Origin of the sequence: Pseudomonas serbiensis (genome assembly GCF_030580745.1) — a bacterium.
In the GTDB taxonomy this organism is placed as follows: Bacteria; Pseudomonadota; Gammaproteobacteria; order Pseudomonadales; family Pseudomonadaceae; genus Aquipseudomonas; species Aquipseudomonas serbiensis.
In genome coordinates, this window is sequence record NZ_JAUQOO010000002.1 from 19,643 (window position 1) to 45,474 (window position 25,832).

Below are 25,832 nucleotides of genomic sequence, written 5' to 3' on the forward strand. Positions count from 1 at the left end.
GCCATAACACCTGCGGAATAAACCGTTGCAGGCCATGTCCTGTACACTGCCGCCCTCAGCAGCCGTCAATCATTGGCTGCGCTCCCGTTATCAGCATCAGCGTTTGGACTCCCCGGCCATGCAAAAAGAAACAGAAATCAAACTCCGCGTCAGCCGCGAGACCCTCGTTGCACTGCGCGAGCACCCCTTGTTGAAGAAGCGCAACAAAAGTGGCTGGGAGCGTATCGATCTGTCGAACCAGTATTTCGACACCCCGGAGCGTGATCTGGCCAAGGCCAAGGTCGCGCTGCGCATTCGTCGCGATGGTGACCGGATCATCCAGACCTTGAAGACTCGTGGGCAAAGCGTGGCAGGCCTGTCGGAGCGCAACGAATTCAACTGGGACCTGCCCAAGGCCAAGCTGGATCTGAAGAAGCTCGAAGGCGACTGCTGGCCCGAGCAACTGGCGGATCTGGACAAGAAAACCATCAAACCACTGTTCACCACTGATTTCGTTCGTGAAAAAGCGGAAATTTCCTGGGGCCGCGGCAAGAGCAAGGTCGTGATCGAGGCGGCTCTGGATCTGGGTCAAGTGGTGCTCGGAAAGCAAAAGGAAGAAATCTGCGAGCTGGAGCTGGAATTGCGCGAAGGCGAATCTGCCGCGCTGCTGGAACTGGCCGCAGAACTGGCCGCCACTCTGCCGCTGATGCCCTGCGATATCAGCAAGGCCGAACGCGGCGAACGCCTGTTCAATGCCGACAGCTATTCCCTGAGCCTGCCTGCGCCAAAGCTGGACGCCGAAACGCCACTGGACGACGCCTATGCGGCACTGGCCTGGTATCTGCTGGGCAGCAGCCAGCGTCTGGCCGAGCAATATCGTTTCAATGGTCATTGGCGCCTGCTGCAAGAGTGGGTCGACCTGCTGGCCGAGTTGCGTTCACTGACCAGCAGCCTCGGACAAGCCGCACCACGCGCCTCGACCGCTCAATTGCGTACCGCACTGGATGCCCTGCTGGAAGACTGGCGCCCGCTGGTGCAAGCCGGCCAGGAAGATGAAGACGTACGCGGCGCGGCTCACGAGCAGTTCCTCGAAGAGCTGCAGGACACCCGTTGGGGCGAGTTCTCGCTGAATACTTCGCGCTGGCTGCTGAACCGCAGCTGGACTGTCGAGCGTAACAACCGCGGCAACCGCCAGGGCGCGGCGCTATTGGCAAGCTGGCTGCCACGCCTGCTCGCCGACGAGGCGACTGCCCTGCAACTGGGCCGCTACCAGCAGCAACCCGAAGACCTGGCCGAGCAATTGCCACGTATCGAACGCATCCAGGCCTGGCTGCACTGGGCACGCGGCGCGCTGGACCTGCCGGAGCTGGATCGTCTGTATGGCGAGTTGAACAAGCTGGAGCAACTGGCTCACCAGAACATCAGTGATGAAGTCCTCGATGCTCGCGTGCAACAGGCGCTGACCGTATTCCAGAGCCGCGCCTGGAAACTCCTGCTGCGTATGTGATTGCTTTCGCGAATGAATTCGCTCCACGCAGTTTGTGAATCCACAACACCGCAGGAGCGACTTCAGTCGCGAAGAGACACTACTTCACAATCGGCAAACTGGTTGTGGACTTGATCTCGGATAACGCCACGGTCGAGTTCACTTCCTGAATCCCCGGCACCATCGACAGTTTTTCAAAGAAAAACCGCTCATACGCCTCGATATCCGGCGTCACGATACGCAGCAGGAAATCCACCGACCCCATCAGCACGTAGCACTCCAGCACCTCCGGGAAACCGCGAATCGAATCGGTGAACTCGGTGAAATTGGAGCGCCCGTGGGCATTGAGTTTGACCTCGGCAAATATCTGCGTATCAAGGCCGATCTTTTTGCGATCCAGCAATGTCACCTGACGCCGTATCACACCTTCATCCTTCAGCCGCTGAATACGTCGCCAGCAGGGCGACTGCGACAAACCCACCTGCTCCGCAACCTGGGCACTGGAGAGCGAGGCATCCTCTTGCAGCAATGCCAGTATCTTGCGGTCGTAAGCATCCAGCTCAACTTGCATAAACAATCCCTTTAAAATCCATATTACGCATTAACAATTCCAAAAAATCGTAAACCTATTGATCATAGACCAGAAATTTCCGTTTCGGCGTGCAAGAATTTCTCCACTCAATACAGGAGAGGCCAGTATGCCCAACCTTGAAGCCGTTGCAGCCCCCGAAATGCGTCCGGACACATGGTCACCCGCCAATTTTTCCTGCTGCGCGCGCTATCAGGTTCTGGCCGAAGCCGAACCGGCTTTGCTGTGTCAGGTCCTGAATCTGTTTGCGATGCAATACCTGACGCCGCAGAACATCATTGTTTCACGCCAGGATCAAATGCTGGCCATTGATCTTCTGGTCGACGGGTTAAGCTGGCATCGGGCTCAGGTGATTGGCGAAAAAATGCGCAATCTGATCGATGTATATTCGGTCGAACTGGAGCAAATACACGCCACAGAGGCCTCTCATCAGCGTGTGGCACTGGCCGCAGGCTGAATTGTCTCGCAAAGATTCGCAATTCCCGGTCGCATAGAGGGCTCAACACTGGCACGCTTGAGGACTATTCTTGCTCATCGTCTGATGATGAATTGCCCCAAGGAGCGCGCATGGCAGTCCTCGCCCCATCGTCACAGGATCGCTGGCTCGATCTGAACGATCTGCTACGTGATCTGGTCGCCCAAGGCGTCCTCACCCAGATCGACGCAGAAACAGCACTCACCCAGCGCCGTAGCGCAGCGAATATCCAGCTCCATCCGCTGGAGTTCATTGCGTCCCAACAGTTCGATGACCTCAAGCGTCCCGGCAAGAAACTCGATCTGGAAACCCTGACCCACTGGCTGGCGCAGCAATGCGATCAGCCGTACATGCGTATCGATCCGCTGAAAATCAATGTCGCGGCGGTTACGCCCCTGATGTCTTACGCCTTTGCCCAGCGCCACAAGATCCTGGCAGTGGCCGTGGATCGCGAGTCCGTAACCATCGCCAGCGCGCAGCCTTATGTTCGCGCCTGGGAAGAGGACCTGGCCCATGTACTGAAACTCTCAATCAAGCGCGTGGTGGCCAACCCGGTCGATATCCAGCGCGTGACAGTGGAGTTCTTCAGGCTGGCGAAGTCTGTCAGCGGGGCCACTTCAACCGATCAAAAAATAAGCAACATGGGCAACTTCGAGCAGTTGCTCAAGCTGGGTGCCAGCGATCAGGAGCCCGATGCCAACGACGCGCATATCGTCAATATCGTCGACTGGTTATTCCAGTACGCTTTCCAGCAACGCGCCAGCGATATCCATATCGAACCGCGCCGCGAGCAAGGCACCGTACGTTTTCGTATCGACGGCGTGCTGCATAACGTCTACCAGTTCCCGTCGCAGGTCACCATGGCGGTGGTCAGCCGCCTGAAAAGCCTGGGCCGGATGAACGTCGCGGAAAAGCGCAAACCTCAGGACGGCAGGGTCAAGACCACAACACCTGATGGCGGCGAAGTGGAGTTGCGGCTCTCGACCCTGCCCACCGCGTTCGGCGAAAAGATGGTAATGCGGATCTTCGACCCCGAGGTGCTGCTCAAGGAGTTCGATCAACTGGGTTTCTCCAGCGATGACTTGCGTCGCTGGCAGGGCATGACCAGCCAGCCCAACGGCATCATTCTGGTGACAGGCCCGACCGGTTCGGGCAAGACCACCACGCTCTACACAACGCTCAAGAAGCTGGCGACTTCAGAGGTCAACCTCTGCACCATCGAAGACCCTATCGAGATGGTGGAGCCAGCCTTCAACCAGATGCAGGTCCAGCACAATATCGACCTGACATTCGCAAGCGGCGTGCGGGCCTTGATGCGACAGGACCCGGATATCATCATGATCGGCGAGATTCGCGACCTGGAAACCGCAGAAATGGCGATTCAGGCTGCTTTGACAGGCCACCTGGTACTCTCGACCCTGCACACCAACGATGCACCCAGCGCCATCAGCCGCATGCTTGAACTCGGCGTGCCGCATTACCTGCTCAAGGCCACCATCCTTGGCGTAATGGCTCAACGCTTGGTACGTACGCTGTGCCCGCACTGCAAGGCTCCGATCAATCTGAACGAAACCGATTGGCAGACCCTGACCCGCCCCTGGCAGGCCCCGGTGCCGAGCGGCGCGCATCAGGCCGTGGGCTGCGTGGAATGTCGTGAAACAGGTTACCGTGGACGCGCCGGTGTCTACGAGATCATGCTTATGTCCGACAGCGTCAAAGCCTTGATCAGCGCCGACCTGGACCTGACCGCCATGCGCCGGCAGGCCTTCAAGGAGGGCATGCGCAGCTTGCGATTGTCCGGCGCGCAAAAAGTCTCGGCAGGACTGACGACACTGGAGGAAGTGCTGCGGGTCACGCCACAGAGCGAGCAGCGCTAGAAAAACGAACTCAACATCAGAAATCGACAGGGAAAGGTTATGCAAATCGGCAGTGTAGTTCTGTTATTCGTCGGCTTGGCAGTTGCTATTGTCTTCATGGGCTTCAAGGTTGTACCGCAGGGCTTCCAGTGGACGGTTGAGCGCTTTGGCCGTTACACGACCACGCTGAAACCGGGCCTCAATATCATTGTGCCCGTGATGGACCGTATCGGGCACAAGATCAACGTCATGGAAAGCGTGCTGGATATTCCACCTCAGGAAGTCATCACCGCCGACAACGCCACCGTACAGATCGATGCCGTATGTTTCTTTCAGGTGGTCAACACGGCACAGGCCGCCTATGAGGTGAACAACCTCGAACACGCCATCCGCAACCTGCTGCAAACCAACATCCGTACCGTGCTCGGCTCCATGGAGCTGGATGCGATGCTCAGTCAGCGTGACAACATCAACGAGCGCCTGCTGCGCACGGTCGATGAAGCCACCGCGCCCTGGGGCATCAAGATCACCCGTATCGAAATCAAGGACATCAGCCCGCCAGCAGACCTGATGGCGGCGATGTCCGGCCAGATGAAGGCCGAACGGATCAAGCGTGCGCAAATCCTTGAAGCCGAAGGCTTGCGCGCCTCTGCGATTCTTACCGCTGAGGGCAAGAAGCAGGCGCAGATCCTGGAAGCCGAGGGTGGTCGTCAGGCCGCATTTCTGGAGGCTGAAGCACGCGAACGTCAGGCCGAAGCTGAAGCGCGGGCTACCCAGGTGGTGTCCGAAGCAATTGCCGGCGGAAACGTACAGGCCATCAACTACTTCGTCGCTCAGAAGTACGTCGAGACACTGGGCAAACTGGCATCTGCCAATAACAGCAAAGTCATCCTGATGCCGCTGGAAGCCAGCCAGGTGATCGGTGCGGTGGGCGGTATCGGAGAAATCGTCAAAGCCACCTTCAACAACCCGAAAGCCTGAGGCAAGGACGATGAATTTCCTGCAAAACCTGTCGGCCTGGGACTGGCTTGGGCTGGGCACGGTGCTGTTGATATTCGAGGTGTTCGGTGCAGGTGGGTATCTGCTATGGATCGGTATTGCGGCGGCATCGGTCGGCGTCCTGACTTTCGTCATGCCCGAGATGCCGTGGGCCTTGCAGTTTCTGCTCTTTGCCCTGTTTTCCGTGCTGACTGCCGCCTATTGGTGGCATCGGCAACGCAGCGTAGCCCGCCCATCGGATCAGCCAGGGCTGAACATGCGCGGACAGGAACTGATAGGTCGCACCTTCACCGTCCAGACCGCGATTGTCGATGGAAGGGGCAAGATCAAGGCGGCTGACAGCGTCTGGATCGTGACAGGACCGGACGCGCCGGAGGGCAGTCTGGTAAAAGTCATTGGTCAGGACGGTGTGATCCTGAAGGTCGAGGCCCTCGACTTAAATTGAACTCATGTGCTGCTCCGGCTATCCAACCCCTCAGAACAACCACAGTCGGAGTACACCATGCGTCTCAAACTTGCTGTCATCACATGTGCCTTACTGTCACTTCCGGTCGGTTCAGCGATGGCCGACGGTTTCTGGCGTAACGTGATTTCGTCCGGTGCTACCACCGGCTCGACTTACCTGACCTTCAAGGATCACAAGCTGATCGTCGCCGCACAGGATGACGCCGGCAGCTTCGTCGCCAGCGATGGTGGTATCCGCGGGCCATTCCTTGAAGCCGCTATCCAGCAGGTGCGCAAGGACAACCCGGGGCTGAATGCCACCGACATGGAACTGGCCAACGCAATCCTCGCCAAGAACCTGGTTGCAGAAAACCAGTAATCGGCGCCCATGAAAAATGCCGCTCGTTCGAGCGGCATTCTTTTGCCCTTCAGTTACTCGCCGATGGCGCTTTTGTAACCTGCGGCATCCAGCAGTTTTGCCAGATCAGCGGTGGCATCGGACGGCTGGAGCTTGAAAATCCAGGCTTCGTACGGAGTGCTGTTCAGCAGTTCCGGAGCATCGGCCAATGCTTCGTTGACCCCGATGACTTCGCCAGCGACAGGCGAGTAGATATCGGAGGCAGCCTTGACCGACTCGACCACGCCAGCGGCGTCAGTGGCGGCGAAAACCTTGCCCACTTCCGGCAGTTCGACGAAAACCACGTCACCCAGCGCTTCCTGAGCATGGTCGGAGATACCAACGGTTACCGTACCGTCTGCTTCCAGACGCGCCCATTCGTGACTTTCGGCGAAACGCAGTTCGGCGGGAATATTGCTCATTTAGTCATCCTCTACATCGAGTCAGCGGAAAACCCGCCAGATAGGTTAGATCAGGGTTTTGCCATGACGTACAAACGCTGGCTGCACCACACGCACCGGATACCATTTGCCGCGGATTTCCACCTCGGCCCGGTCGGCAGTCGCCATCGGAACACGCGCCAGAGCAATCGACTTGCTTAGCGTAGGAGAGAAACTACCACTGGTGATCTCTCCTTCGCCAATTTCTGCGACACGCACGACCTGACGCGCCCGCAACACGCCGCGCTCTTCAAGCACCAGCCCGACCAGTTTCGAGGCTACACCTGCCGCACGCTCGCTCTCCAGCGCATCGCGCCCGATGAAGTCGCGCCCGGCTGGCTCCCATGCAATGCTCCAGCCCATGTTCGAGACCAGCGGCGAGGCATTTTCGTCGATGTCCTGACCATAAAGATTCATGCCGGCCTCAAGACGCAATGTATCGCGCGCGCCCAGACCGATAGGGGAAATACCAGCACCGACCAGATCATTGAAAAAACCGGGAGCCTGCTCGGCCGGCACGATGATTTCCAGACCATCCTCGCCGGTATAACCGGTACGGGCAATGAACCAGTCGCCGTCATCACGGGCTTCAAAAGGCTTGAGCTGATGAATGATCTCGGCACGTGCGCTGGACACCAGTTCGGCAATCCGGCTTCTGGCACGCGGCCCTTGAATCGCCAGCATTGCCAGCCCGGTGCGCTCGACCAGTTGCACGTCGAAACCGGTCAGGTGCGATTGCATCCAGGCCAGGTCCTTGGCACCGGTGGCCGCATTGACCACCAGGCGATAACCACTGGCGGTGAGGTAGACAATCATGTCATCGACGATGCCGCCACGGGCATCGAGCATGGCACTGTACAACGCACGTCCCGGACTTTGCAGCCGTTCTACATCGTTGGCCAGCAGGTAACGCAACCAGGCCTTGGCCTGACTGCCCATGACATCGATCACATGCATGTGAGAGACGTCGAACACTCCGCAATCGCGGCGTACCTGATGGTGCTCCTCAACTTGCGATCCGTAATGCAACGGCATGTCCCAGCCACCAAAATCGACCATCTTCGCGCCAAGCGCGAGGTGCAGGTCAAAGAGTGGGGTACGCTGTCCCATGGGTTTCTCCTTCCGGGCGTGGCGAAGGTGCGGACCGGCAGATCAAAGGCAGCCCCTCGTGGCTAGAGGTTTGCAACAAATGACAGCAAGCCGAACGGTCTGACAGACCGCACCGATTGCGGCGCATTGTAGCCGTATGGGGAGTGACTAACCAATCTGCCGCGCCGATCGCCGGATCAACCCGATCACGGGCAACAACCCGACCAGTACCAGCGTCAGCGCGGGCAATGCAGCACGCGCCCACTCGCCCTCGCTGGTCATCTCAAAGATGCGCACGGCAAGGGTATCCCAGCCAAACGGACGCATGAGCAAGGTGGCGGGCATCTCTTTGAGCACGTCGACAAAGACCAATAACGCCGCGCTCAGTGCGCCCGGAATCAGGAGCGGCAGATACACTTTGAAAAACAACTTTGGCCCGCTGACCCCAAGGCTGCGGGCCGCCTCCGGCAGCGAGGGCCGGATGCGTGACAGGCTGTTTTCCAGCGGCCCATAGGCCACTGCAATGAAGCGCACCAGATAAGCCAGCACCAGAGCCGACAGGCTGCCCAGCAGCAGAGGCTTGCCAGCGCCACCAAGCCAGCCGGAGAGTGGAATCACCAACTCCCGGTCCAGATAACTGAATGCCAGCATGATCGACACGGCCAGGACCGAACCGGGCAGCGCATACCCGAGATTGGCCAGGCTCACGCCAGAGCGAATCACCGGGGTTGGCGCCATGCGTCGGGCAAAGACCAGGATCAGCGCCACACAGACAGTTATAAGCGCAGCGATGCCACCCAGATACAGCGTATGCAGGATCAGGCCGGTATAACGTTCATCCAGATCGAAACGACCTCGCTGCCAGACCCAGACGATCAATTGCAGCATGGGCACGGCAAACGCACAGATAAAGACCAGCCCACACCAGCCAGTGGCCGCCAGCGCTTTCAGCCCACGCAAGTGATAGAGCGCCTTGCCTCGGGGCCGCTCGTTGGTCGCACGACTGGCGCCCCGTGCCCGACGCTCGCCATACAGCACGACCATGACCGCCAGCAGTAACAGACTGGCCAATTGCGCCGCACTGGAAAGGCTGAAGAAGCCGTACCAGGTCTTGTAGATGGCCGTGGTGAAAGTATCGAAGTTGAACACCGACACAGCACCGAAGTCCGCCAGGGTTTCCATCAGCGCCAGTGCCACGCCGGCTCCGATTGCCGGGCGCGCCATGGGCAGCGCCACTCGCCAGAAGGCCTGCAAAGGCGTTTGCCCCAGCACGCGGGCAGCTTCCATCAAACCTTTGCCTTGTGCCAGGAACGCCGTGCGCGCCAGCAGATAGACGTAGGGATAGAACACCAGCACAAGAACGATGATCACCCCGCCCGTGGAACGCACACGCGGCAAACGCAGGCCGTTGCCAAACCATTCACGCATCAGGGTTTGCACGGGGCCGGAGAAATCCAGCAGGCCGACAAAGACAAACGCGAGCACATAGGCCGGAATCGCGAACGGCAGCATCAAGGCCCAGTCCAGCCAGCGTCTGCCGGGAAACTCACAAAGGCTGGTCAGCCACGCCAGACTGACGCCCAGCACCGTCACACCGACGCCGACGCCCAGCACCAGAATCAGCGTGTTGCTCAGCAGGCGAACCATCTGGGTTTCAAGCAGATGCGACCAGATCTCCCGGTCGATGGTTTCCCAGGACAGCAACAGCACGCTCAGCGGCAACAGCACCAAAGCGGCGATGGCAAAAACAAGGGGATACCAGCGGCGTTGGGCGGGATGGGCCAAGGGGGATTCTCAAAAAACATGGAGAACCCCGCAGGAGCAAATTCATTCGCGAATGAATTCGCTCCTGCGGGGGTGTGGCGGGTATTAAATCAATTCCAGCCAGCACGATCCATCATGCGAATCGCTTCGGCCTGACGCTTGCCCGCCACTTCGACTGGAATCGTATCGGCCTTGAACGCGCCCCAGCTCGCAACCTCTGCCGATGGCGCGACTTTCGGGTTGGCCGGAAACTCCTGGTTAGTGCCGGAGAAGATGGTTTGTGCCTCTGGCCCGGTCATCCACTCAACCAAAGCCTTGGCAGCCTCAGGGTGCGGTGCATGTCTGGTCAGACCGATGCCCGACAGGTTGACGTGTACGCCGCGGTCCGACTGGTTCGGCCAGAACAGCTTCACTGCCAGATCCGGGTTTTCCTTGTGCAGACGACCGTAGTAATAGCTGTTGACGATGCCGACGTCGCATTGCCCGGCATTGATTGCCTCAAGCACCGCGATGTCATCGGAGAACACATCGGTGGACAGGTTGTTGACCCAGCCCTTGAGAATCTTCTCGGATGCTTCAGCGCCGTGGGTTTCGATCAGGGTCGCCGTCAGGGACTGGTTATAGACTTTCTTGGCCGTGCGCAGGCACAGACGCCCTTCCCAGTTCTTGTCCGCCAGTGCTTCATAAGTGCTCAGCTCGGCGGGCTTTACCCGGTCCGTCGAGTAGGCGATGGTCCGCGCGCGCAGGCTGAGGCCAGTCCAGGCATGGCTGGAAGAACGATATTGGGGCGGGATATTGGCGTCGATCACAGGCGACGTGAACGGCTGGAGAATCCCCATCTGCTCGGCCTGCCAGAGGTTACCGGCATCGACAGTCAGCAGCAGATCAGCCGTGGCATTCTCGCCTTCGGCCTTGATGCGCTGCATCAGCGGGGCTTCCTTGTCGGTGATGAACTTGATCTTCACCCCGGTCTTGGCCGTGTAGGCATCGAAGACAGGCTTGATCAGTTCATCGATACGCGATGAATACACCACGACTTCATCGGCAGCCTGGGCGGTGCTGCCGAGCACGGTCAGTGTCAAAGCAGCCAGAAGACGCTTGCTAGCCTGCATGGGAGTCTCTCGCGTTCGAAAAATGAGGCGAAATGGTAGTTAATCCCATTTTCGATCACAATCGAACAGCCACCCGAGGCGTTACCAGATGTTTCAAGCCACTGTAGGAACGAATTCATTCGCGAAGGTTTCCGTGAAGGTTTCGCGAATGAATCTGCTCCTACAGGCGTGCAAGCTCAGGGAGTTCACCGGACAATCCCAAGGCTTCACGCACGAACATGGCCTTGGCTTCCGGCATCTTGTTGACCACTTTCAAGCCGGTGTTGCGCAACCAGCGCAGCGGCAGCGGGTTGGCCTGGAACAGGCGCTCGAAACCTTCCATGGCCGCCATCAGTGACAGGTTGTGCGGCATGCGGCGGCGCTCGTAACGACCGAGCACACGGACATCGGCCAGTCGCTCACCACGCTCAGCGGCATGCAGCAACACTTCGGCCAGTACGGCGGCATCGAGAAAGCCCAGGTTCACACCCTGACCGGCCAAAGGGTGAATGGTGTGTGCGGCATCGCCAATCAGTGCCAGCCCCGGCGCGACATAGCGCTTGGCGTGACGCTGACGCAACGGAACACATACTCGCGGGTCGGCCGTCAGCATTTGTCCCAGACGGCCCTCGAAAGCCCGCTCCAGTTCGCGACAGAAGGTTTCGTCATCCAGCGCCATCAGGCGCTCGGCTTCCAGCGGAGTCACCGACCAGACGATGGAACACCAGTGCTCGCCCTCTCGCTCCAGCGGCAGGAACGCCAGAGGGCCATCGTCGGTAAAACGCTGCCAGGCTGTCTTGCGATGAGAGTCTGCCGTACGCACGCTGGTGACGATGGCGTGATGCAGATAATCCCACTCGCGGGTCGGAGTACCTGTCAGGCGGCGTACAGCCGAATTGGCGCCATCGGCAGCGATGACCAGCGGCGCACGCAACTGACGGCCATCGGCCAGTGTCAGCAGCCAGTCGTCGCCGGAGTGACGCATGTGCTCCAGACGGGCATTGCCCAGCAAACCGATATCGCTGTCGTGCAGGCGCTCAAGCAAGGCGTCCTGCACCACGCGGTTCTCGACGATATGACCCAGCACTTCGGCATGCACGCTGGATGCGGAAAAGTGGATCTCGCCGGTGCCGCTGCCATCCCACACATGCATCTGCCCATAAGGGCTGATACGACGGGCGGCGATGCCTTCCCAGACACCAAGGCGCTGCAGAATCCGCTGGCTGGCAGCCGAGAGGGCACTGACGCGAGGCTCAAAGGCCGATTGCGTATCGAACGGCTTGACACTCAGAGGGCCGCCATCGAGCACGACGACATCCAGGCCGCTGCCCTGCAAGGCCAATGCAAGGGCGCTGCCGACCATTCCGGCTCCGACAATCAGCACATCTGCGCGGGTTTCCATGCTTAGATCGTTCTCGCTTGCGGCCTGGGCCGTGTTTTAAAAGTCCGTGCGTCACACATCGGATCGAGTGCCCAGGCCCATGGCCTGACGGGCGAACCAGCGTTTGGCGGGCGGCAGCAGGTCCAGCCCCAGCAACCCCAGGTTGCGACCTGCCGTGACCACCGGCTGCGTACTGCCAAACAGGCGGGTCACCTTGTCGGAGAAACCCACGGTCAGTTGTTGATCGAGGCGCTGACTTTCACGATAGGCCAGCAAGGTCGCCAGATCACCCGGCGACTTGTCGCTTTCGAGCAAGGCTTCGGCCAGGGCATCGGCATCGCGCAATGACAGGTTGAAGCCCTGCCCGGCAATCGGATGCAGACTATGGGCTGCATTGCCCAGCACGACCAGATGCGAGCGAACCTGCTCTTCGGCTTCCACCAGAGAAAGCGGATACACATGTCGCGTGCCGACCTGACGCAAGGTGCCCAGGCGGTAACCGAATACATTTTGCAGTTCACTGAGGAAGCTGCGGTCATCCAGAGCGGCAAGGCGTTGCGTGTCGTTGCCATTGCGCGTCCAGACCAGCGCGCAGCGGTTCTCCGGCAATGGCAGCAGGGCCATGGGCCCCTCGTCCGTGAAGCGCTCGAACGCCTGCCCGCAATGCGCCTCGCTCGGGGTGATATTGGCGATCAATGCGCTCTGATTGTAAGAGCGTTCCCGCACACCAATCCCCAACTGTTCGCGCAGGCTGGAGCGGCCGCCGTCAGCCAGCACAGCCAGATCGCATTCCAGTTCGGTTTCATCATTCAATGTCAGTCGATAGCCATCGGCCAACGCCTGCATGCGCGAGACTTCGGCAGGCACGCGCCACGTGACGACTTCACGGTCCAGGCCGGCCCACAGGCATTGGCCAAGCCAAGCGTTTTCCACCACGTATCCCAGCGCTGGCACGCCTTCTTCCATTGCAGCCAGACGAGTCGCACCGAAGCGCCCACGGTCGGACACCTGAATCTGCATGATGGGTTCGGCACGCCGACTGATCTGCTGCCACAGACCAAGGCGCTCATAGATGCGCCGCGCCCCGAACGAGAGAGCCGAAGAACGTGCATCATAGCTGGGCTGATAGGTATCGCCCGGCGCAAAAGGCTCGATCAATACGATCTTCCAGCCACGCGCCTTGGCTCCCGCCTGCAACGCCAGAGCCAGGCTGGCACCTACCAGACCGCCACCGACAATGGCCAGATTGAAGCGGCTCATGCGGCTTGAGTCCGTGCGGCAGCCATCAAGGCCTCGATTTCAGCGACAGTCTTGGGCACGCCGCCAGAAAGAATTTCGCACCCCTTCTTGGTCACCACTACGTCATCCTCGATTCGCACACCAATGCCTCGCCATTTTTTCGCGACGTTCTGATTGTCGGGAGAGACATAAATCCCCGGCTCCACCGTCAGCGCCATGCCGACTTCCAGCACCCGCCATTCGCCGCCGACCTTGTATTCGCCGACGTCATGCACATCCATGCCCAGCCAGTGCCCGGCACGGTGCATGTAGAACGCCTTGTAGGCTTCGCTCTCGATCAATTCGTCAACGTCGCCCTGCAACAAACCCAGTTCGACCAGCCCGCCAGTAATAACCCTGACCGTCGCTTCATGAGCCTGGTTCCAGTGTTTGCCGGGGCCGATGGCAGCGAACGCGGCTTCCTGAGACTTGAGCACCAGTTCATAGATCGCCTTCTGCTCTGCCGAGAACGTGCCGCTGACCGGAAAGGTGCGGGTGATGTCGCTGGCATAGCAGTCGATCTCGCAGCCGGCATCAATCAACACAAGATCCCCGTCCTTGAGCGGCGCGTCGTTCTGTTGATAGTGCAGGATGCAGGCATTGCGGCCCGAGGCGACGATGGACCCGTAGGCCGGCATCCTTGCCCCGCCCTTGCGAAACTCGTAATCCAGCTCGGCTTCCAGGCTGAATTCATATAGCCCCGCACGGCTGGCCTGCATCGCCCGGATATGGGCGCGTGCAGAAATTTCTGCGGCCTCACGCATGACCTTCACTTCTGCTGCCGATTTATACAGGCGCATGTCGTGAAGCAGATGATCCAGCGCAACGAACTCGTTCGGCGGCTGCGCACCCAGGTGCGCCTTGGAGCGAATGGTGTTGATCCACTCCATCAGATGCCGGTCGAACTCAGGGTTGCTGCCCATGGCCGAGTAAACCCGCTCGCGCCCCTCGATCAGGCCCGGCAGGATGTCGTCGATATCGTTGATCGGGAACGCATCGTCGGCACCGAAATCACGAATGGCGCCTTCCTGGCCTGCACGCAGGCCATCCCACAACTCGCGCTCCGGGTTGCGTTCACGACAGAACAGCACGTACTCGCCATATTCACGCCCCGGAATCAGCACCACCACCGCTTCCGGCTCGGGAAAGCCGCTCAGGTACTGGAAATCGCTGTCCTGCCGGTAGACATGCTCGACATCACGATTGCGAATCGCGACAGCCGCTGCCGGAAGAATGGCGATGCTGTTGGGCACCATCTGGGCCATCAGGGCCTTGCGTCGGCGGGCGTATTCGGACTTCGGAATATTGATCATGGGCAGACGGGGTCCCTTGGTGGAGCTAGCCGGTCAGGACTCTTGAAGCCCTGACACAGCGCGCCGTGATGAACAATCAGTGCAGGGAAGGCTTGGGCTGTGGCGCAACGGCCTTGCTGCATTCGGTGAACAGCAGCAGTGGTGCGACGCGCAGGTACTCCATGACTTCCATATAGTCGCTTTCGCCGTCTTCGGACTCTTCCAGTGCATCCTGGACCTGAGCGATTGCAGCCAAGTCCTGTAACACTTCAGTGGCCTCGATGCTCAACACCGCATCTCCGACTGCCAGACCAAAGCCCGACAGGAAACCCTGGCACCATTGACCCAGTGCGGCCGCACGCTCGGTCAGCGGCTCGTCATCGCCAGGCAGCAACAGTACGACGGTCATGTCATCACCGGTCAACTCGCCCTTGACCATCTCCTGCAAGCCGATCAGTGCCTGACGAACGTTGTCCTCAGGCTCGGTCTCCAGCAGTACGGAAGCATCGGCAAACCAGCCTTCGCTATCGAAGCCGGCACCGGCGCAACTACGCCCCAGCAACAGGCCGTGCAGTTCGGCAGGGGAAACAGGATGACCACTGGTATTGAGCAGAGTGGCAAATGCTTTGTACGGGGAATTCTGAATGGGCATGGGCAGCTAGTCGCCAAACGGCGCAATGTCTAGAATGAAGGCCTTGTATCCTAGACTATCCGCGCAACAAGATCATCAACGCGGCGGTTAGAGGCAGTGGCGTTAACCGACTCCGTGCCATTCATCAGAAAGTACTCAGTGGAAAACAATGGAAGACACCGATCTGCAAGCCCTGATGAACCGGCTGGAATTGCTGCTCAAACACTCCGAGCAACTTAAAAGCCAAAATGCACTCCTACTAGCTCAGGAAAAATCCTGGCGCGAGGAACGCGCCCACCTCATTGAAAAGAACGAAATCGCCCGGCAGAAGGTCGAGTCCATGATTTCGCGCCTCAAGGCCCTGGAGCAAGACTCATGAGTAATGGCAACAGCGTTACCGTTCAAATCCTCGACAAGGAATACTCGATCATTTGCCCTCAGGAAGAGCGCACCAACCTGGTCAGCGCCGCCCGCTACCTGGATGGCAAGATGCGTGAAATCCGCAGCAGCGGGAAAGTGATTGGCGCAGACCGCATTGCCGTCATGGCCGCCCTGAACATCACTCACGACCTGCTGCACAAACAGAATCTGCCTGACGTGCAAACCAGCGGTTCGACCCGCGAACACGTCCGCGACCTGCTGGAAAGAGTCGATCTGGCACTGTCCACAGAAACCCCGACAACACCCGATTCACCACGCAGCTGATTATTTCCGGACGTTTCTGTATACTTGCGCCGCTCCCTGGAGTGCTTGCCAGTCGGTCATGTCCCTGAGCCGATACGCACAACCACGGGGGTTGCACGTTGGGGTTGGTGTGCATGTCCGCTCGACGGAAAGCCTTAAAACCTCCTGCAATCTCCACCTTGAACTTTCGGGTTCAAGGGCTAAACCGACAGCGGTTCGTCGGGGAGTCCACATTCAATTCATTGCCGGTTCTGCTGCCGGCAGTGACGATCCTGTCTCTGGTTTCAACCTCACGGATCAGCCTGCATGATCTTGCACTCATGATCAGCACATCGTCGCTCACACGCACACAACTGCGCCGCCAGCTACGCAAGGCGCGTCGTGCATTGAGTCGCAGCCAGCAACGCGAAGCCGCCCACGGCCTCTATCGCCAACTGGCGCAACACCCACTGTTTCGTCGCGCCCGGCATGTCTCGCTGTATCTGCCCATGGACGGCGAGATCGACCCACGCCTTTTGCTACGCGCCGCCCAACGCCGGGGCAAGGCGACTTACTTGCCAGTGCTCAACGCATGGCCGCGTACCAGAATGGTTTTCCAGCGCGTACGTCCCGGAGAGAAATTCATACCCAACCGTTTTCGCATCCCCGAGCCGCGAATCAACCGCGCACGGCAACGCAATATCTGGGCGCTGGATCTGATCCTGATGCCCTTGGTCGGGTTCGATGACGAAGGCGGACGCCTCGGGATGGGTGGCGGCTTCTACGACCGAAGCCTGGCTTACCTGGCGCGCAGAAAAACCTGGAAAAAACCGCTGCTGCTGGGCATGGCCCATGAATGCCAGAAGGTCGAACGACTTGCACAGGCAAGCTGGGACGTACCGCTGCAAGGCACGGTATCGGACAGACGCTGGTATCTGGCACAAGAAGAATCTGGGAAGTGACGCGGCGGGAGCTACAGGCATAGCCCCCGGAAAAGAAAGATGCTTACAACCTCAATGCCGCCCGGGCACTTTCTGTTGCTGCTGAGTGATCTCGACAGGAGCATCCACCTTGTTGGTCCACAAGCTCTGCGCATAACCGGTAGTCACGATACCCAAGCCGAACAATGCAACTAAAACCCACAGTAAATCCGGCTTGCGTTTCATTGACTGCCCTCCTTCGGCAAATCAAAGCGCTGCCAACAGCCGCTTCTGTACAGGCTGTGTAACAGCAGGGTGCTTAAAAAAGCGGCATTTTGCGATAACGTGAACCAGTACGCAAATAGTGGCGCCAACCGACTGTCGGTTTGTCATAAAAACATCCCGATGTTGTGCATTTCCATGGAGAACACCCAATGGCCTATTGGCTGATGAAATCAGAGCCCGACGAACTTTCGATCAGTGACTTGCAACGCCTCGTCAAAACCCGCTGGGATGGCGTGCGCAACTATCAGGCCCGCAACTTCCTGCGCAGCATGGCAGTGGGGGATGAGTTCTTTTTCTATCACTCCAGTTGCCCGGAGCCGGGCATTGCCGGAGTTGGCAGGATTATCGAAGCGGCTTACCCGGACCCGACAGCCCTTGAACCGCAAAGTCATTACTTCGACGCCAAGGCAAGCGCCGAGAAAAACCCCTGGAGCGCAGTCGATGTAGCCTTCGTGGACATATTCCCGAAAGTGCTGGGGCTGGGTTATCTGAAACAACAAGCGGCGCTTGAGCAACTGCCTCTCGTGCAGAAAGGCAGTCGACTCTCGGTCATGCCCGTGACCGCCGAACAGTGGTCGGCGATCCTGGCACTGCGCTGAAAAGCGTTACTGAACGATGAAGTTGTTAAACAGCAAGTCTTCAACGATCGGCTTGCCCTCTTCGCTGGTCATCACTTGCTGGACCTGCTTGAGCGCTTCCTGACGAATCTTTTCCTTCGCATCGGCGCTGCTCATGGAGTCGACAGTCTGCTGGGTAAACAGGGCAACCAGCAGATTACGGATCAGCGGGTCATTACGTTTCACTGCAGCCTGCGCCTCGGCACCGGTAACGCGCAGGGCGATATCGGCCTTGTAGACGCGCAACTTCGGCCCGCCATCAAGGGCGTAGTTACCCACAAACGGAGGCGTCAGGGAAACATAAGCCGCCTTGGGCTCACCCTCGCCTTCTTTGGCTTCTTCCTGCGCCAGGGCAGGCAGCGACAAGGCCAACAACATCAAGATCCACGCTTTCACAGTCCACTCCTTAATACGGGTTGCCGCGTAGGTTACAGCTTATACACGCTTATAAGGCCGGGCCATGCTCATTGACCCGAAAACCTGCATATCCGACCTTATCGGCCATTACTGGAAAAGGAATAGTCCGATGAAAGCACTGCTTTGCAAAGCCTTCGGTCCTGCCGACACCCTGGTACTGGAAAACGTCGCCAGCCCCGTCATCAAAAAGAACGAAATCCTGCTCGATGTAAAGGCTGCCGGGGTCAACTTTCCAGACACGCTGATCATCGAAGGCAAATACCAGTTCAAGCCGCCCTTCCCTTTTTCACCTGGCGGCGAAGCAGCGGGAATCATCTCGCAGGTCGGTGAAAAGATAACCCACCTCAAACCCGGCGACCGGGTCATGGCGCTGACCGGCTGGGGCAGCTTCGCCGAACAGGTTGCCGTGCCGGGCTACAACGTACTGCCGATCCCGCAAGCCATGGACTTCAACACCGCCGCCGCATTCAGCATGACCTACGGCACCTCCATGCACGCCCTCAAACAACGCGCCAACCTGCAACCCGGCGAAACCCTGCTGGTGCTCGGAGCCTCCGGCGGCGTGGGCCTGGCCGCCGTGGAGATCGGCAAAGCCCTGGGCGCCCGCGTCATCGCCGCCGCCAGCACTGCCGAAAAACTCGAAGTGGCCAGAAACGCCGGTGCCGACGAACTCATCAACTACAGCGAAACCAGCCTCAAGGACGAAGTAAAACGCCTGACCGCAGGCAACGGCGTCGATGTCATCTACGACCCGGTCGGCGGCGACCTCTTCGACCAGGCCGTACGCGCCATCGCCTGGAACGGCCGCCTGCTGGTCGTCGGCTTCGCCAGCGGCCGCATCCCCGAACTGCCCGTAAACCTCGCGCTATTAAAGGGTGCATCAGTAGTCGGCGTGTTTTGGGGCTCCTTCGCGCAAAGACAACCTCAAGACAATGCCGCGAACTTCAAGCAATTGTTTGATTGGTATACAGAAGGAAAGTTGAAACCGCTGGTATCGCAGGTTTACCCGCTGGAAAGAGGTGCAGAAGCGATTGACGTACTGGGGAAAAGAAGTGCGGTGGGGAAAGTGGTGGTGGCGGTTGGTTGAAATGGGGGTAAAAAGACAGAGCCCTGATACTCCCACTTAAATAAATTCACGACTTTCAAAAACAACAAACATATACCTCGTCGTCCGACAGCAAATTCGTAACGTCCAGCCATACAAACAAGGAGATTTGTATGGCTACACGAAGGAAACGACAAACCAACGTACTACATGACAATACAACTGGAACGGTAAACATCACCCCCAGTAGTAATCCTGCACCTCAAAATACCGGCTTCTTTGATCGAAGTTTCACTAATACAGGCTCTTCAAGCCTTAGAAGACGGCGTCGACGGCTGCATGCTCGCGCCCGCCAACAGGCAGCTCAAGCCCGAGCTGCCGCCGAGGCCCAAGCCCAAGCTGAACAGCAGGCACGTGCTCAGGCTCACGCGCAAGCCGCAGAACAAGCACGCGCTCAAGCGGCAGCCGCTCAGGCACAGCGCGAGCAGGCGTATCGACAAGCGATCAGGGACTTCACCCAGACTCAAAAAGCGTTCAGGTCTGATCTTGCTCAGCGTTACGACCAGACCGCACCCGGGCTACCCGCCGCGCTGCTAGGCGAGATTCAATCTGACCTCAAACCACCGGCGGATAACCCGACCCGCCAACAGTCAGCGGACCTGATCCTTCAGGAAAAATCCCGGATCAACTACCTGCTGGCCCGCAAGCAAGCCGAGCTGGAGCAACGCAACCTCAAAACGCTGGCGCATGGCGAGGCGCTGTCAGCCACCACACCTGAGCAGTATCGCCACTACCTGGAATCCCGCAGCCAAGGCGATCAGCAGCGTGCTCAACAGGCCCATCAGGCCTGGACGGATGCCGTGAGCAATGCGCATGAAGCCAGGTTGCTCGCTGAGTCGGTGGCTTTTCTGGAGCAGCGCTCTACGGAGTTGTCCGAGCGTCACGCCCGGATGTCGCAAGCCCGGCCTCACAACTCAATCTGCCGTCACAGGTGGATATGGAATACGTTGCCAGCGTCAACGGCAGCATTGATGTTCCACACCGATTGGTCATGGAGGACGACGGCCAACAATCGGTTGCCAAGTGGGTGGTGGCAGACGGCGTAAAAATCGGCACTAAAGTTCGTGTCCGAAATTTCACATACAACGCTCAGAACAATACCTACGAATTTATTCGTGACGGCGATACCCAGCCAGCACTGGTCTGGACTCCAATTGAACAACCGGCAGACAGCTCCACCCGTTTTCCAGGCCAGAAACCGGCCTTGCCGGTTGACCCGGGAGTGGATGTATCGCCACAAGGCACCCGCGTTGACGAACTGCCTAGCTTCGTCAATGACGACCCTGACGATTACATCCTGGTATTCCCGCCAGGCTCCGGCCTGCCGGACACCTACCTGCTTTTCAAGGACCCGCGGACTATTCCGGGAGTCGCGACAGGATACGGAAAACCGGTAACAGGCATCTGGCTAGGCGAAAACATGCGTGCGCAAGGGGCTTCCATTCCTTCGCATATTGCGGATCAGTTGAGGGGTAGACAGTTCAGTAGTTTTGGCAGATTACGAGCAGAAATCTGGAAGGCGATAGCCAGTGACCCAGAGCTTCAGGAACAATTTACACCATACAACCTTGCGCTGATGAAGTCCGGACGTGCTCCACGACCAAAGCTGGCTGATCAAGTGGGAGGACGGAAAGTTTTTGAGATCCATCATGTGCATGAAATAGCGAACGGCGGGGGTGTTTACGACATTGACAACTTGAGAGTACTTCCTCCCAGACAGCACATCGAACATCACAGGAAATTGCAATGAACCTCAAAAGAAAACTGGAAAATTACACAGAGCAAGAGTTTCTAGACCTTATCAACGAGTTCACCAACCCTAGAAACCTGCCCGGAGAAGAATTTGAAAGACACACGGATCTCTTATTGGACCACTTTATAGAAATAACGGAGCACCCTGACGGCTCAGATTTGATTTATTACGCAGAAGTTCCCACCAATCAGGGCATTCTGGAAACAGTAAAAAGATGGCGTGCTCAGAATGGAAAACCGGGATTCAAATCACCCGACAACCACCATGATCAACCACATCATTAATACAACCTTTTTAACAAGAGAGAACTTCATGGAAGAGTTTCAAAACCATCTTCATAAACTGCCTGACTTTCTGCAAAAAGAGCTGGCTGGTCAAGTCGGCAACACGGTCGGCATGGCCCCCTCTCAGGTGGTTGCGCGTTATCGCGTGAGTGCCGAACATCTTGCGGCGAGCAAACTTGCAGTGATTGCCCCCCAAGACCTCAGTGATGCCAAGCTGTACTTGGGCCATATGTCGCACACCAAGGAGTCTATAGAGAGTCAAGTTGCGCACCAGAACGCGGGAATGACGTGGATAGGGTTCACAATGAACATCTACAACGCTCACATCGCACTGGAATCCAATCGTTTTCTGGCCGAGTTCGCACAGCGCATTGCGCCAGTTGCAGGCCGACTGGCCGAGCAAGAGCAACTGCAAGCCCAACACCTGGCAGCCGAGGCCGCTCGCCTCCAGGCACAGCACGTTGCTGAAGAAGCTGCTCGGATAAAGGCCGAAGAAGAGGCTCGTGAGCTGGCCAGGCGTCAGATCGAAGAAGCAAAGCAGGCTGCGCTGGCACTTGCACGCAGTCAGGTCGAGGAGGCTGCACGAACGCTGGCCGCACGTCAGGCGCAAAGTGAAACGGTCGAGAACCAACCTCAGGTTGCCACTCAGTCAGTCGCGTGGATTCCAGGACCAGAAGCCAGTCAGCAGATCAAGTTGGCGATGAGCAGCCTTGGAGCAAGCATTGAGGTTGCGATCATGGCGTTTCATGAGGCGATGCAGCCGCATGCAGACTTATCCGACGATATCCACTTCGATGAAGTTCTCAGGATGAGCCAAGCCGCCGCTTGACGCCCACCCAGAACAGGCTTCGCGAATAAATTCGCCCCTACGCAGACCGTAGGAGCGAATTTATTCGCGAAAAATACAAACACCCCACGCTACAAACTCCGCCGGACATTCTCCGGCAGATAATCCACATACTTTCTGTCGGGATTTTTTCGACAGTTCTCCAGGATGCCCGGAGTCGCGTTAATAAACTCCATGACCAGCGCCTCCCGCGCATCGGCTGAAAGAAACTGCTGTATGACATGCCCACTTGAAAGGTAGTGCTCCGTTCGGGTCAAGATATCCGCCTTATAAGACGAACCCTTTTCCCGCCAGTTTTCATCTCTTTCTTTAATAAGCTGACGGCATGACACCTTCTTTAACTCGACATTGGCGGTAAGCGACGGTCCTTTATGCGGCCGCCCTAAATAGCTGTATATGACCTTCACCACTTCGCCCTCAGGATTGGGGCCTGACGGCGTCCAGGGCTCGAAACGCCATTGCTCTATAGCCCGCTTGGTTGCAGCGACGAATCTTGGCTCGGTCGAATCAAGTACCTCAAGGAATCGAACCCCGCCATCGGCCTGAATAAAGATCCGTACGACAACATCGCCTTTTACACGTGAACCGCGCAGCTCTTCTGGATACTCGATATCCGGCATGAACAATGGCACCGGGTATGAATCGGCCGCTTTTGCACAGCCCGCAAACAAAAAACCCGTAAACAACAACGCACCCAGCCCATGAGGTTTTCTCGACATTCACAGCGCTCCTTGCAAAACGCTGGGTACATAGTCGGTCTGCGTCAAACCACTCAACAGGCTCTTGATGGAAACGGGAAGGTAGTCCCCATAACTGTGCTCTGGATTAAGCCGGCAGCGTTTCACAATATCTGGTATCGATTGCCCTAACTGCTCAAGCAAGACTTTTCGCTCATCTTCACTGCGTAAAAGAGCGGCATAGCTGCTGAACAGGAACTGACCGGTGTACCAGAACACGTCGACTTTATTCAAAGGCTCCTCCGGGAAGTCCCTTGTTTGCGTATCGACTTCGTTATTCACATAAGCACAGCGGAAATTGCTCAGGCCGATATCAATTTCATCATTGAAGTGCCTGCTTCCGTGAGAGCCAAAAATGACAGGGACCATAATGCTGACTTGCGAAGGCGCGCCAATGGCTCCGATCCATGGGCGATAACGCCATTGGGCCAAGGTCCACACAGCGGCTTCAGTCAGTTCTGGATGCCCGCTTTCTATAGCCCGAACGTCCTGAACATTGCCGCTGGAACTCACCACCAGCTGGACTCGTACCTTTCCGGTGTATCTGCTTTTGATCAAGGCCGGAGGGTACTCGGGTTTGGGCGTAAACAGCGGGACAAGCAAGACATCGGCAGACTGCACCGACAGCGGCAGCAAAAGAACAAAAACAAACACGAAAAGCTTCATCCATAACCTCTACAAACCGCGATATGAACGCCTGCATGGCGTAGCGATCGCGATAGTAGAAGCCTCCCTCAGGGCGCATAAGGACACGAAATCCCATTGCCGCGTAGGACCAATCCCAAACAAATCAGGCGGCGCAAACCAAAACCTGATGTTCACAAAAGAACACGAACAGCCTCACATTTCCTACTGAACTTTCAGAAAAAGCACTGCTTTTTTCTGTAACGAAAATGTAATATTCGCATTCGCAAAAAATAAAAACCCGGAGCGTCTGCATGTTTGCGTTTTTCCGTCCTGCCAAGCACCTGGCACCCATACCCGAAGAAAAGGTCGATAGCACTTACCGTCGTCTGCGCTGGCAGATCTTCGCTGGTATTTTCATCGGTTATGCCGGTTACTACCTGCTGCGCAAGAACTTCTCCCTGGCGATGCCTTACCTGATTGAGGAAGGCTACACACGCGGGCAACTGGGGGTGGCGATGTCGGCCATTGCGATTGCTTACGGCCTGTCGAAGTTCCTGATGGGGCTGGTTTCGGACCGGTCCAACCCACGCTATTTCCTGCCGTTCGGGTTGCTGGTGTCGGCCGGGGTGATGTTCATTTTCGGTTTCGCGCCCTGGGCGACGTCCAGTGTCACGATCATGTTTGTGCTGCTGTTCATAAACGGCTGGGCACAAGGCATGGGCTGGCCTCCAAGCGGGCGGACGATGGTGCACTGGTGGTCGCAGAAAGAACGCGGCGGTGTGGTTTCGGTCTGGAACGTGGCGCATAACGTGGGTGGAGGCCTGATCGGCCCGCTGTTTCTGCTGGGCATGGGCTGGACCAACGACTGGCACGCGGCATTCTATGTGCCGGCAGCCGTAGCCTTGCTGGTAGCGGTATTCGCTTTCGCGACCATGCGCGATACGCCGCAGTCGGTCGGTCTTCCACCGATCGAGCACTACAAGAACGACTACCCGGAAGGCTACGATGCCAGCCATGAAGAAGAATTCAGCGCCAAGGAAATCTTCGTCAAATACGTGCTGCGCAACAAACTGCTGTGGTACATCGCCCTGGCTAACGTGTTCGTCTATTTGCTGCGCTATGGCGTGCTGGACTGGGCTCCAACCTACCTGAAAGAAGCCAAGCACTTCACGGTCGACAAGACTTCGTGGGCGTATTTTCTGTACGAGTGGGCGGGCATTCCGGGCACGCTGCTGTGCGGCTGGATGTCGGACAAGATCTTCAAGGGCAATCGTGGCCTGACCGGCATGGTGTTCATGTTCCTGGTGACCATCGCAACGCTGGTGTACTGGCTGAACCCGGAAGGCAACCCGACCGTCGACATGATCGCTCTGGTTTCCATCGGCTTCCTGATCTACGGTCCGGTGATGCTGATCGGTCTGCAAGCCCTGGAGCTGGCACCCAAGAAGGCTGCCGGTACTGCGGCAGGTTTCACGGGGCTGTTCGGTTATCTGGGCGGCTCGGTCGCAGCAAGTGCGGCGATGGGTTACACCGTTGACCACTTCGGCTGGGATGGCGGTTTCGTGCTGCTGATCGGTGCCTGCATCCTGGCGATGGCGTTCCTTGCGCCAACACTACGTCACAAGCAGGTTGCCAGCACGTCCCGGGAAACTTGAGTCAAAGTGCAACCGGGTTAGACCGGCAACGCTTCAGCCGCGCCTCCAGATTCAGGTCTGGCATGGCGTGGCTACGCAGGGCGTTGGCGGTCTGCTCCACGTAATCGCGGGTGGTGCCATACCGTCCGCTCGCACTGGCCAGCACCTGGCTCAGCACACTGTCCGGCAGGTTGCCCGCGTAACTGGGCAGATGCCGCTCCAGCACAAATCCCAAAGCCTGTACCTGGGTGCCATCTTCAAGACGGCAGCTCAGCCAGTGCGGTCGATAAGAGGGATAAGGCATCTCGCGCTTCCAGAGCGCAAACAGGGACTCTTCAAGGCATTCATCCGGCAAGCGATAGGCGAATCCCGTGCAGGAGCCGCCACGATCCAGACCAAATACCAGGCCGGGCACTTCGGGTGTGCCCCGATGCTCGTGGGACCACAGATACAAACCGCGATGGTAGCCGTGAACGCGCGCGCGCTGACGCTCGACGGCCTTGCATTCAGGACGCCAGATCAGCGAGCCATAGGCGAACAGCCAGACAGGGCCGCCCTTGTGGCGCCGCATGGTGGCATTCATAGATGCAAGCAATTGCTCACGGGTCAGTTGCGGGCCAAGATCGATTACTGGCGGATATTTCAGACCAAGGCCGTCATGCACGGCCACCGCCAATTCATTGATTGGATTGTCCATTTGCCTCCCTGACAGCCTGGCTGTCAGTCATAACCGAGCCCTGAGGACCCGCTCA

Annotated in this window: 30 protein-coding genes and 1 other RNA gene; 17 read left to right on the forward strand and 14 right to left on the reverse strand. The window is 58.0% G+C overall.

What is annotated here, in order from left to right; translation table 11 throughout:
* The first annotated feature begins 118 nt into the window (after positions 1–118).
* Positions 119–1,486, forward strand: a complete 1,368-nt coding sequence (locus tag Q6A51_RS02995) for a CYTH domain-containing protein (protein ID WP_304574109.1) — start codon at positions 119–121, stop codon at positions 1,484–1,486.
* 79 nt (positions 1,487–1,565) lie between these two features.
* Here the strand turns inward: Q6A51_RS02995 and Q6A51_RS03000 are convergent, their stop codons facing one another.
* Complete coding sequence (locus Q6A51_RS03000; protein WP_304574110.1) at positions 1,566–2,036, reverse strand: Lrp/AsnC family transcriptional regulator; 471 nt, start codon at positions 2,034–2,036, stop codon at positions 1,566–1,568.
* A 127-nt stretch (positions 2,037–2,163) separates the two neighbouring features.
* Between Q6A51_RS03000 and Q6A51_RS03005 the strand changes: the two genes are divergently transcribed.
* From Q6A51_RS03005 to Q6A51_RS03025, 5 genes are all read left to right on the forward strand, one after another.
* Positions 2,164–2,511, forward strand: a complete 348-nt coding sequence (locus tag Q6A51_RS03005; protein WP_201019404.1) for a hypothetical protein — start codon at positions 2,164–2,166, stop codon at positions 2,509–2,511.
* Between the two features lie 110 nt (positions 2,512–2,621).
* Positions 2,622–4,406, forward strand: a complete 1,785-nt coding sequence (locus tag Q6A51_RS03010; RefSeq protein WP_201019405.1) for a GspE/PulE family protein — start codon at positions 2,622–2,624, stop codon at positions 4,404–4,406.
* A gap of 39 nt (positions 4,407–4,445) precedes the next feature.
* On the forward strand, positions 4,446–5,366 hold the full coding sequence (locus tag Q6A51_RS03015) for an SPFH domain-containing protein (protein ID WP_025258019.1): 921 nt from the start codon (positions 4,446–4,448) through the stop codon (positions 5,364–5,366).
* Positions 5,367–5,376: 10 nt separating this feature from the next.
* Positions 5,377–5,829, forward strand: coding sequence for an NfeD family protein (locus Q6A51_RS03020; RefSeq protein WP_201001191.1), 453 nt, complete (start codon positions 5,377–5,379; stop codon positions 5,827–5,829).
* 57 nt (positions 5,830–5,886) lie between these two features.
* Positions 5,887–6,207 (forward strand): DUF2388 domain-containing protein, encoded by a 321-nt coding sequence (locus Q6A51_RS03025; RefSeq protein ID WP_201001189.1) that lies wholly within the window; start codon positions 5,887–5,889, stop codon positions 6,205–6,207.
* A 53-nt stretch (positions 6,208–6,260) separates the two neighbouring features.
* Here the strand turns inward: Q6A51_RS03025 and gcvH are convergent, their stop codons facing one another.
* The 8 genes from gcvH to Q6A51_RS03065 all read right to left on the reverse strand — a co-directional run bounded on the left by gcvH (position 6,261) and on the right by Q6A51_RS03065 (position 15,212).
* Positions 6,261–6,647: a glycine cleavage system protein GcvH gene (gcvH, locus tag Q6A51_RS03030; protein ID WP_201019407.1), complete on the reverse strand. Its 387-nt coding sequence runs from the start codon at positions 6,645–6,647 to the stop codon at positions 6,261–6,263.
* Between the two features lie 45 nt (positions 6,648–6,692).
* Entirely contained in the window at positions 6,693–7,775 is a 1,083-nt protein-coding gene (gcvT, locus tag Q6A51_RS03035) for a glycine cleavage system aminomethyltransferase GcvT (RefSeq protein WP_304574111.1), read from the reverse strand.
* Between the two features lie 147 nt (positions 7,776–7,922).
* Complete coding sequence (locus Q6A51_RS03040) at positions 7,923–9,539, reverse strand: ABC transporter permease (protein WP_201019409.1); 1,617 nt, start codon at positions 9,537–9,539, stop codon at positions 7,923–7,925.
* Positions 9,540–9,628: 89 nt separating this feature from the next.
* On the reverse strand, positions 9,629–10,630 hold the full coding sequence (locus Q6A51_RS03045) for an extracellular solute-binding protein (RefSeq protein ID WP_201001184.1): 1,002 nt from the start codon (positions 10,628–10,630) through the stop codon (positions 9,629–9,631).
* Positions 10,631–10,790: 160 nt separating this feature from the next.
* A complete protein-coding gene (locus Q6A51_RS03050) occupies positions 10,791–12,011 on the reverse strand; it encodes a 2-octaprenyl-3-methyl-6-methoxy-1,4-benzoquinol hydroxylase (protein WP_201019410.1) in 1,221 nt (406 codons plus the stop codon).
* Positions 12,012–12,062: 51 nt separating this feature from the next.
* A complete protein-coding gene (ubiH, locus tag Q6A51_RS03055; RefSeq protein WP_201001182.1) occupies positions 12,063–13,250 on the reverse strand; it encodes a 2-octaprenyl-6-methoxyphenyl hydroxylase in 1,188 nt (395 codons plus the stop codon).
* On the reverse strand, positions 13,247–14,581 hold the full coding sequence (pepP, locus tag Q6A51_RS03060; protein ID WP_304574112.1) for a Xaa-Pro aminopeptidase: 1,335 nt from the start codon (positions 14,579–14,581) through the stop codon (positions 13,247–13,249). Before pepP ends, ubiH begins: the two co-directional genes overlap by 4 nt.
* Before the next feature lie 76 nt (positions 14,582–14,657).
* Positions 14,658–15,212, reverse strand: coding sequence for a YecA/YgfB family protein (locus tag Q6A51_RS03065; RefSeq protein ID WP_025258009.1), 555 nt, complete (start codon positions 15,210–15,212; stop codon positions 14,658–14,660).
* 148 nt (positions 15,213–15,360) lie between these two features.
* On the opposite strand from Q6A51_RS03065, the gene Q6A51_RS03070 reads away from it, so the two are divergent.
* The 4 genes from Q6A51_RS03070 to Q6A51_RS03085 all read left to right on the forward strand — a co-directional run bounded on the left by Q6A51_RS03070 (position 15,361) and on the right by Q6A51_RS03085 (position 16,816).
* Positions 15,361–15,570 carry a TIGR02449 family protein gene (locus Q6A51_RS03070; RefSeq protein ID WP_304574113.1) on the forward strand — a complete coding sequence of 70 codons (210 nt, stop codon included), beginning with the start codon at positions 15,361–15,363 and terminating at the stop codon, positions 15,568–15,570.
* Positions 15,567–15,896, forward strand: coding sequence for a cell division protein ZapA (locus Q6A51_RS03075; protein WP_201001180.1), 330 nt, complete (start codon positions 15,567–15,569; stop codon positions 15,894–15,896). The genes Q6A51_RS03070 and Q6A51_RS03075 overlap by 4 nt, the downstream gene beginning before the upstream one ends.
* Before the next feature lie 30 nt (positions 15,897–15,926).
* Positions 15,927–16,105: non-coding RNA, 6S RNA (gene ssrS, locus Q6A51_RS03080), on the forward strand.
* A 90-nt stretch (positions 16,106–16,195) separates the two neighbouring features.
* Positions 16,196–16,816 carry a 5-formyltetrahydrofolate cyclo-ligase gene (locus tag Q6A51_RS03085; protein WP_304574114.1) on the forward strand — a complete coding sequence of 207 codons (621 nt, stop codon included), beginning with the start codon at positions 16,196–16,198 and terminating at the stop codon, positions 16,814–16,816.
* A gap of 51 nt (positions 16,817–16,867) precedes the next feature.
* Here Q6A51_RS03085 and Q6A51_RS03090 read toward each other — a convergent pair whose 3' ends face one another.
* Complete coding sequence (locus Q6A51_RS03090) at positions 16,868–17,020, reverse strand: hypothetical protein (RefSeq protein ID WP_201001177.1); 153 nt, start codon at positions 17,018–17,020, stop codon at positions 16,868–16,870.
* A 188-nt stretch (positions 17,021–17,208) separates the two neighbouring features.
* On the opposite strand from Q6A51_RS03090, the gene Q6A51_RS03095 reads away from it, so the two are divergent.
* Entirely contained in the window at positions 17,209–17,658 is a 450-nt protein-coding gene (locus tag Q6A51_RS03095) for an EVE domain-containing protein (protein WP_201001175.1), read from the forward strand.
* A 6-nt stretch (positions 17,659–17,664) separates the two neighbouring features.
* On the opposite strand, the gene Q6A51_RS03100 is transcribed toward Q6A51_RS03095, so the two are convergent.
* Positions 17,665–18,072, reverse strand: coding sequence for a flagellar basal body-associated protein FliL (locus Q6A51_RS03100; RefSeq protein WP_201001167.1), 408 nt, complete (start codon positions 18,070–18,072; stop codon positions 17,665–17,667).
* 130 nt (positions 18,073–18,202) lie between these two features.
* On the opposite strand from Q6A51_RS03100, the gene Q6A51_RS03105 reads away from it, so the two are divergent.
* The 5 genes from Q6A51_RS03105 (at position 18,203) to Q6A51_RS03120 (ending at position 22,064) form a co-directional block, all read left to right on the forward strand.
* Positions 18,203–19,180, forward strand: coding sequence for an NADPH:quinone oxidoreductase family protein (locus Q6A51_RS03105; protein WP_201019414.1), 978 nt, complete (start codon positions 18,203–18,205; stop codon positions 19,178–19,180).
* A gap of 131 nt (positions 19,181–19,311) precedes the next feature.
* The gene (locus Q6A51_RS27320; protein ID WP_322791239.1) at positions 19,312–20,244 is read left to right on the forward strand and encodes a hypothetical protein; all 933 of its coding nucleotides are present in this window, start codon (positions 19,312–19,314) and stop codon (positions 20,242–20,244) included.
* Positions 20,190–20,948, forward strand: coding sequence for an S-type pyocin domain-containing protein (locus tag Q6A51_RS27325; RefSeq protein ID WP_322791240.1), 759 nt, complete (start codon positions 20,190–20,192; stop codon positions 20,946–20,948). Before Q6A51_RS27320 ends, Q6A51_RS27325 begins: the two co-directional genes overlap by 55 nt.
* The gene (locus Q6A51_RS03115) at positions 20,945–21,235 is read left to right on the forward strand and encodes a bacteriocin immunity protein (RefSeq protein ID WP_201019416.1); all 291 of its coding nucleotides are present in this window, start codon (positions 20,945–20,947) and stop codon (positions 21,233–21,235) included. Before Q6A51_RS27325 ends, Q6A51_RS03115 begins: the two co-directional genes overlap by 4 nt.
* Entirely contained in the window at positions 21,216–22,064 is an 849-nt protein-coding gene (locus Q6A51_RS03120) for a hypothetical protein (protein WP_304574115.1), read from the forward strand. Before Q6A51_RS03115 ends, Q6A51_RS03120 begins: the two co-directional genes overlap by 20 nt.
* Positions 22,065–22,153: 89 nt before the next feature.
* Here Q6A51_RS03120 and Q6A51_RS03125 read toward each other — a convergent pair whose 3' ends face one another.
* Together Q6A51_RS03125 and Q6A51_RS03130 are read right to left on the reverse strand one after the other, a co-directional pair.
* Positions 22,154–22,801 (reverse strand): energy transducer TonB, encoded by a 648-nt coding sequence (locus tag Q6A51_RS03125; RefSeq protein ID WP_304574116.1) that lies wholly within the window; start codon positions 22,799–22,801, stop codon positions 22,154–22,156.
* Positions 22,802–23,485 carry an energy transducer TonB gene (locus tag Q6A51_RS03130; protein WP_304574117.1) on the reverse strand — a complete coding sequence of 228 codons (684 nt, stop codon included), beginning with the start codon at positions 23,483–23,485 and terminating at the stop codon, positions 22,802–22,804. It lies immediately after the preceding gene.
* 272 nt (positions 23,486–23,757) lie between these two features.
* Here Q6A51_RS03130 and glpT point away from each other — a divergent pair, with 272 nt between their 5' ends.
* Positions 23,758–25,101, forward strand: coding sequence for a glycerol-3-phosphate transporter (gene glpT / locus Q6A51_RS03135; protein ID WP_304574118.1), 1,344 nt, complete (start codon positions 23,758–23,760; stop codon positions 25,099–25,101).
* 1 nt (position 25,102) lies between these two features.
* Here glpT and Q6A51_RS03140 read toward each other — a convergent pair whose 3' ends face one another.
* Entirely contained in the window at positions 25,103–25,777 is a 675-nt protein-coding gene (locus Q6A51_RS03140) for a gamma-glutamylcyclotransferase (RefSeq protein WP_304574119.1), read from the reverse strand.
* Positions 25,778–25,832 lie beyond the last annotated feature (55 nt).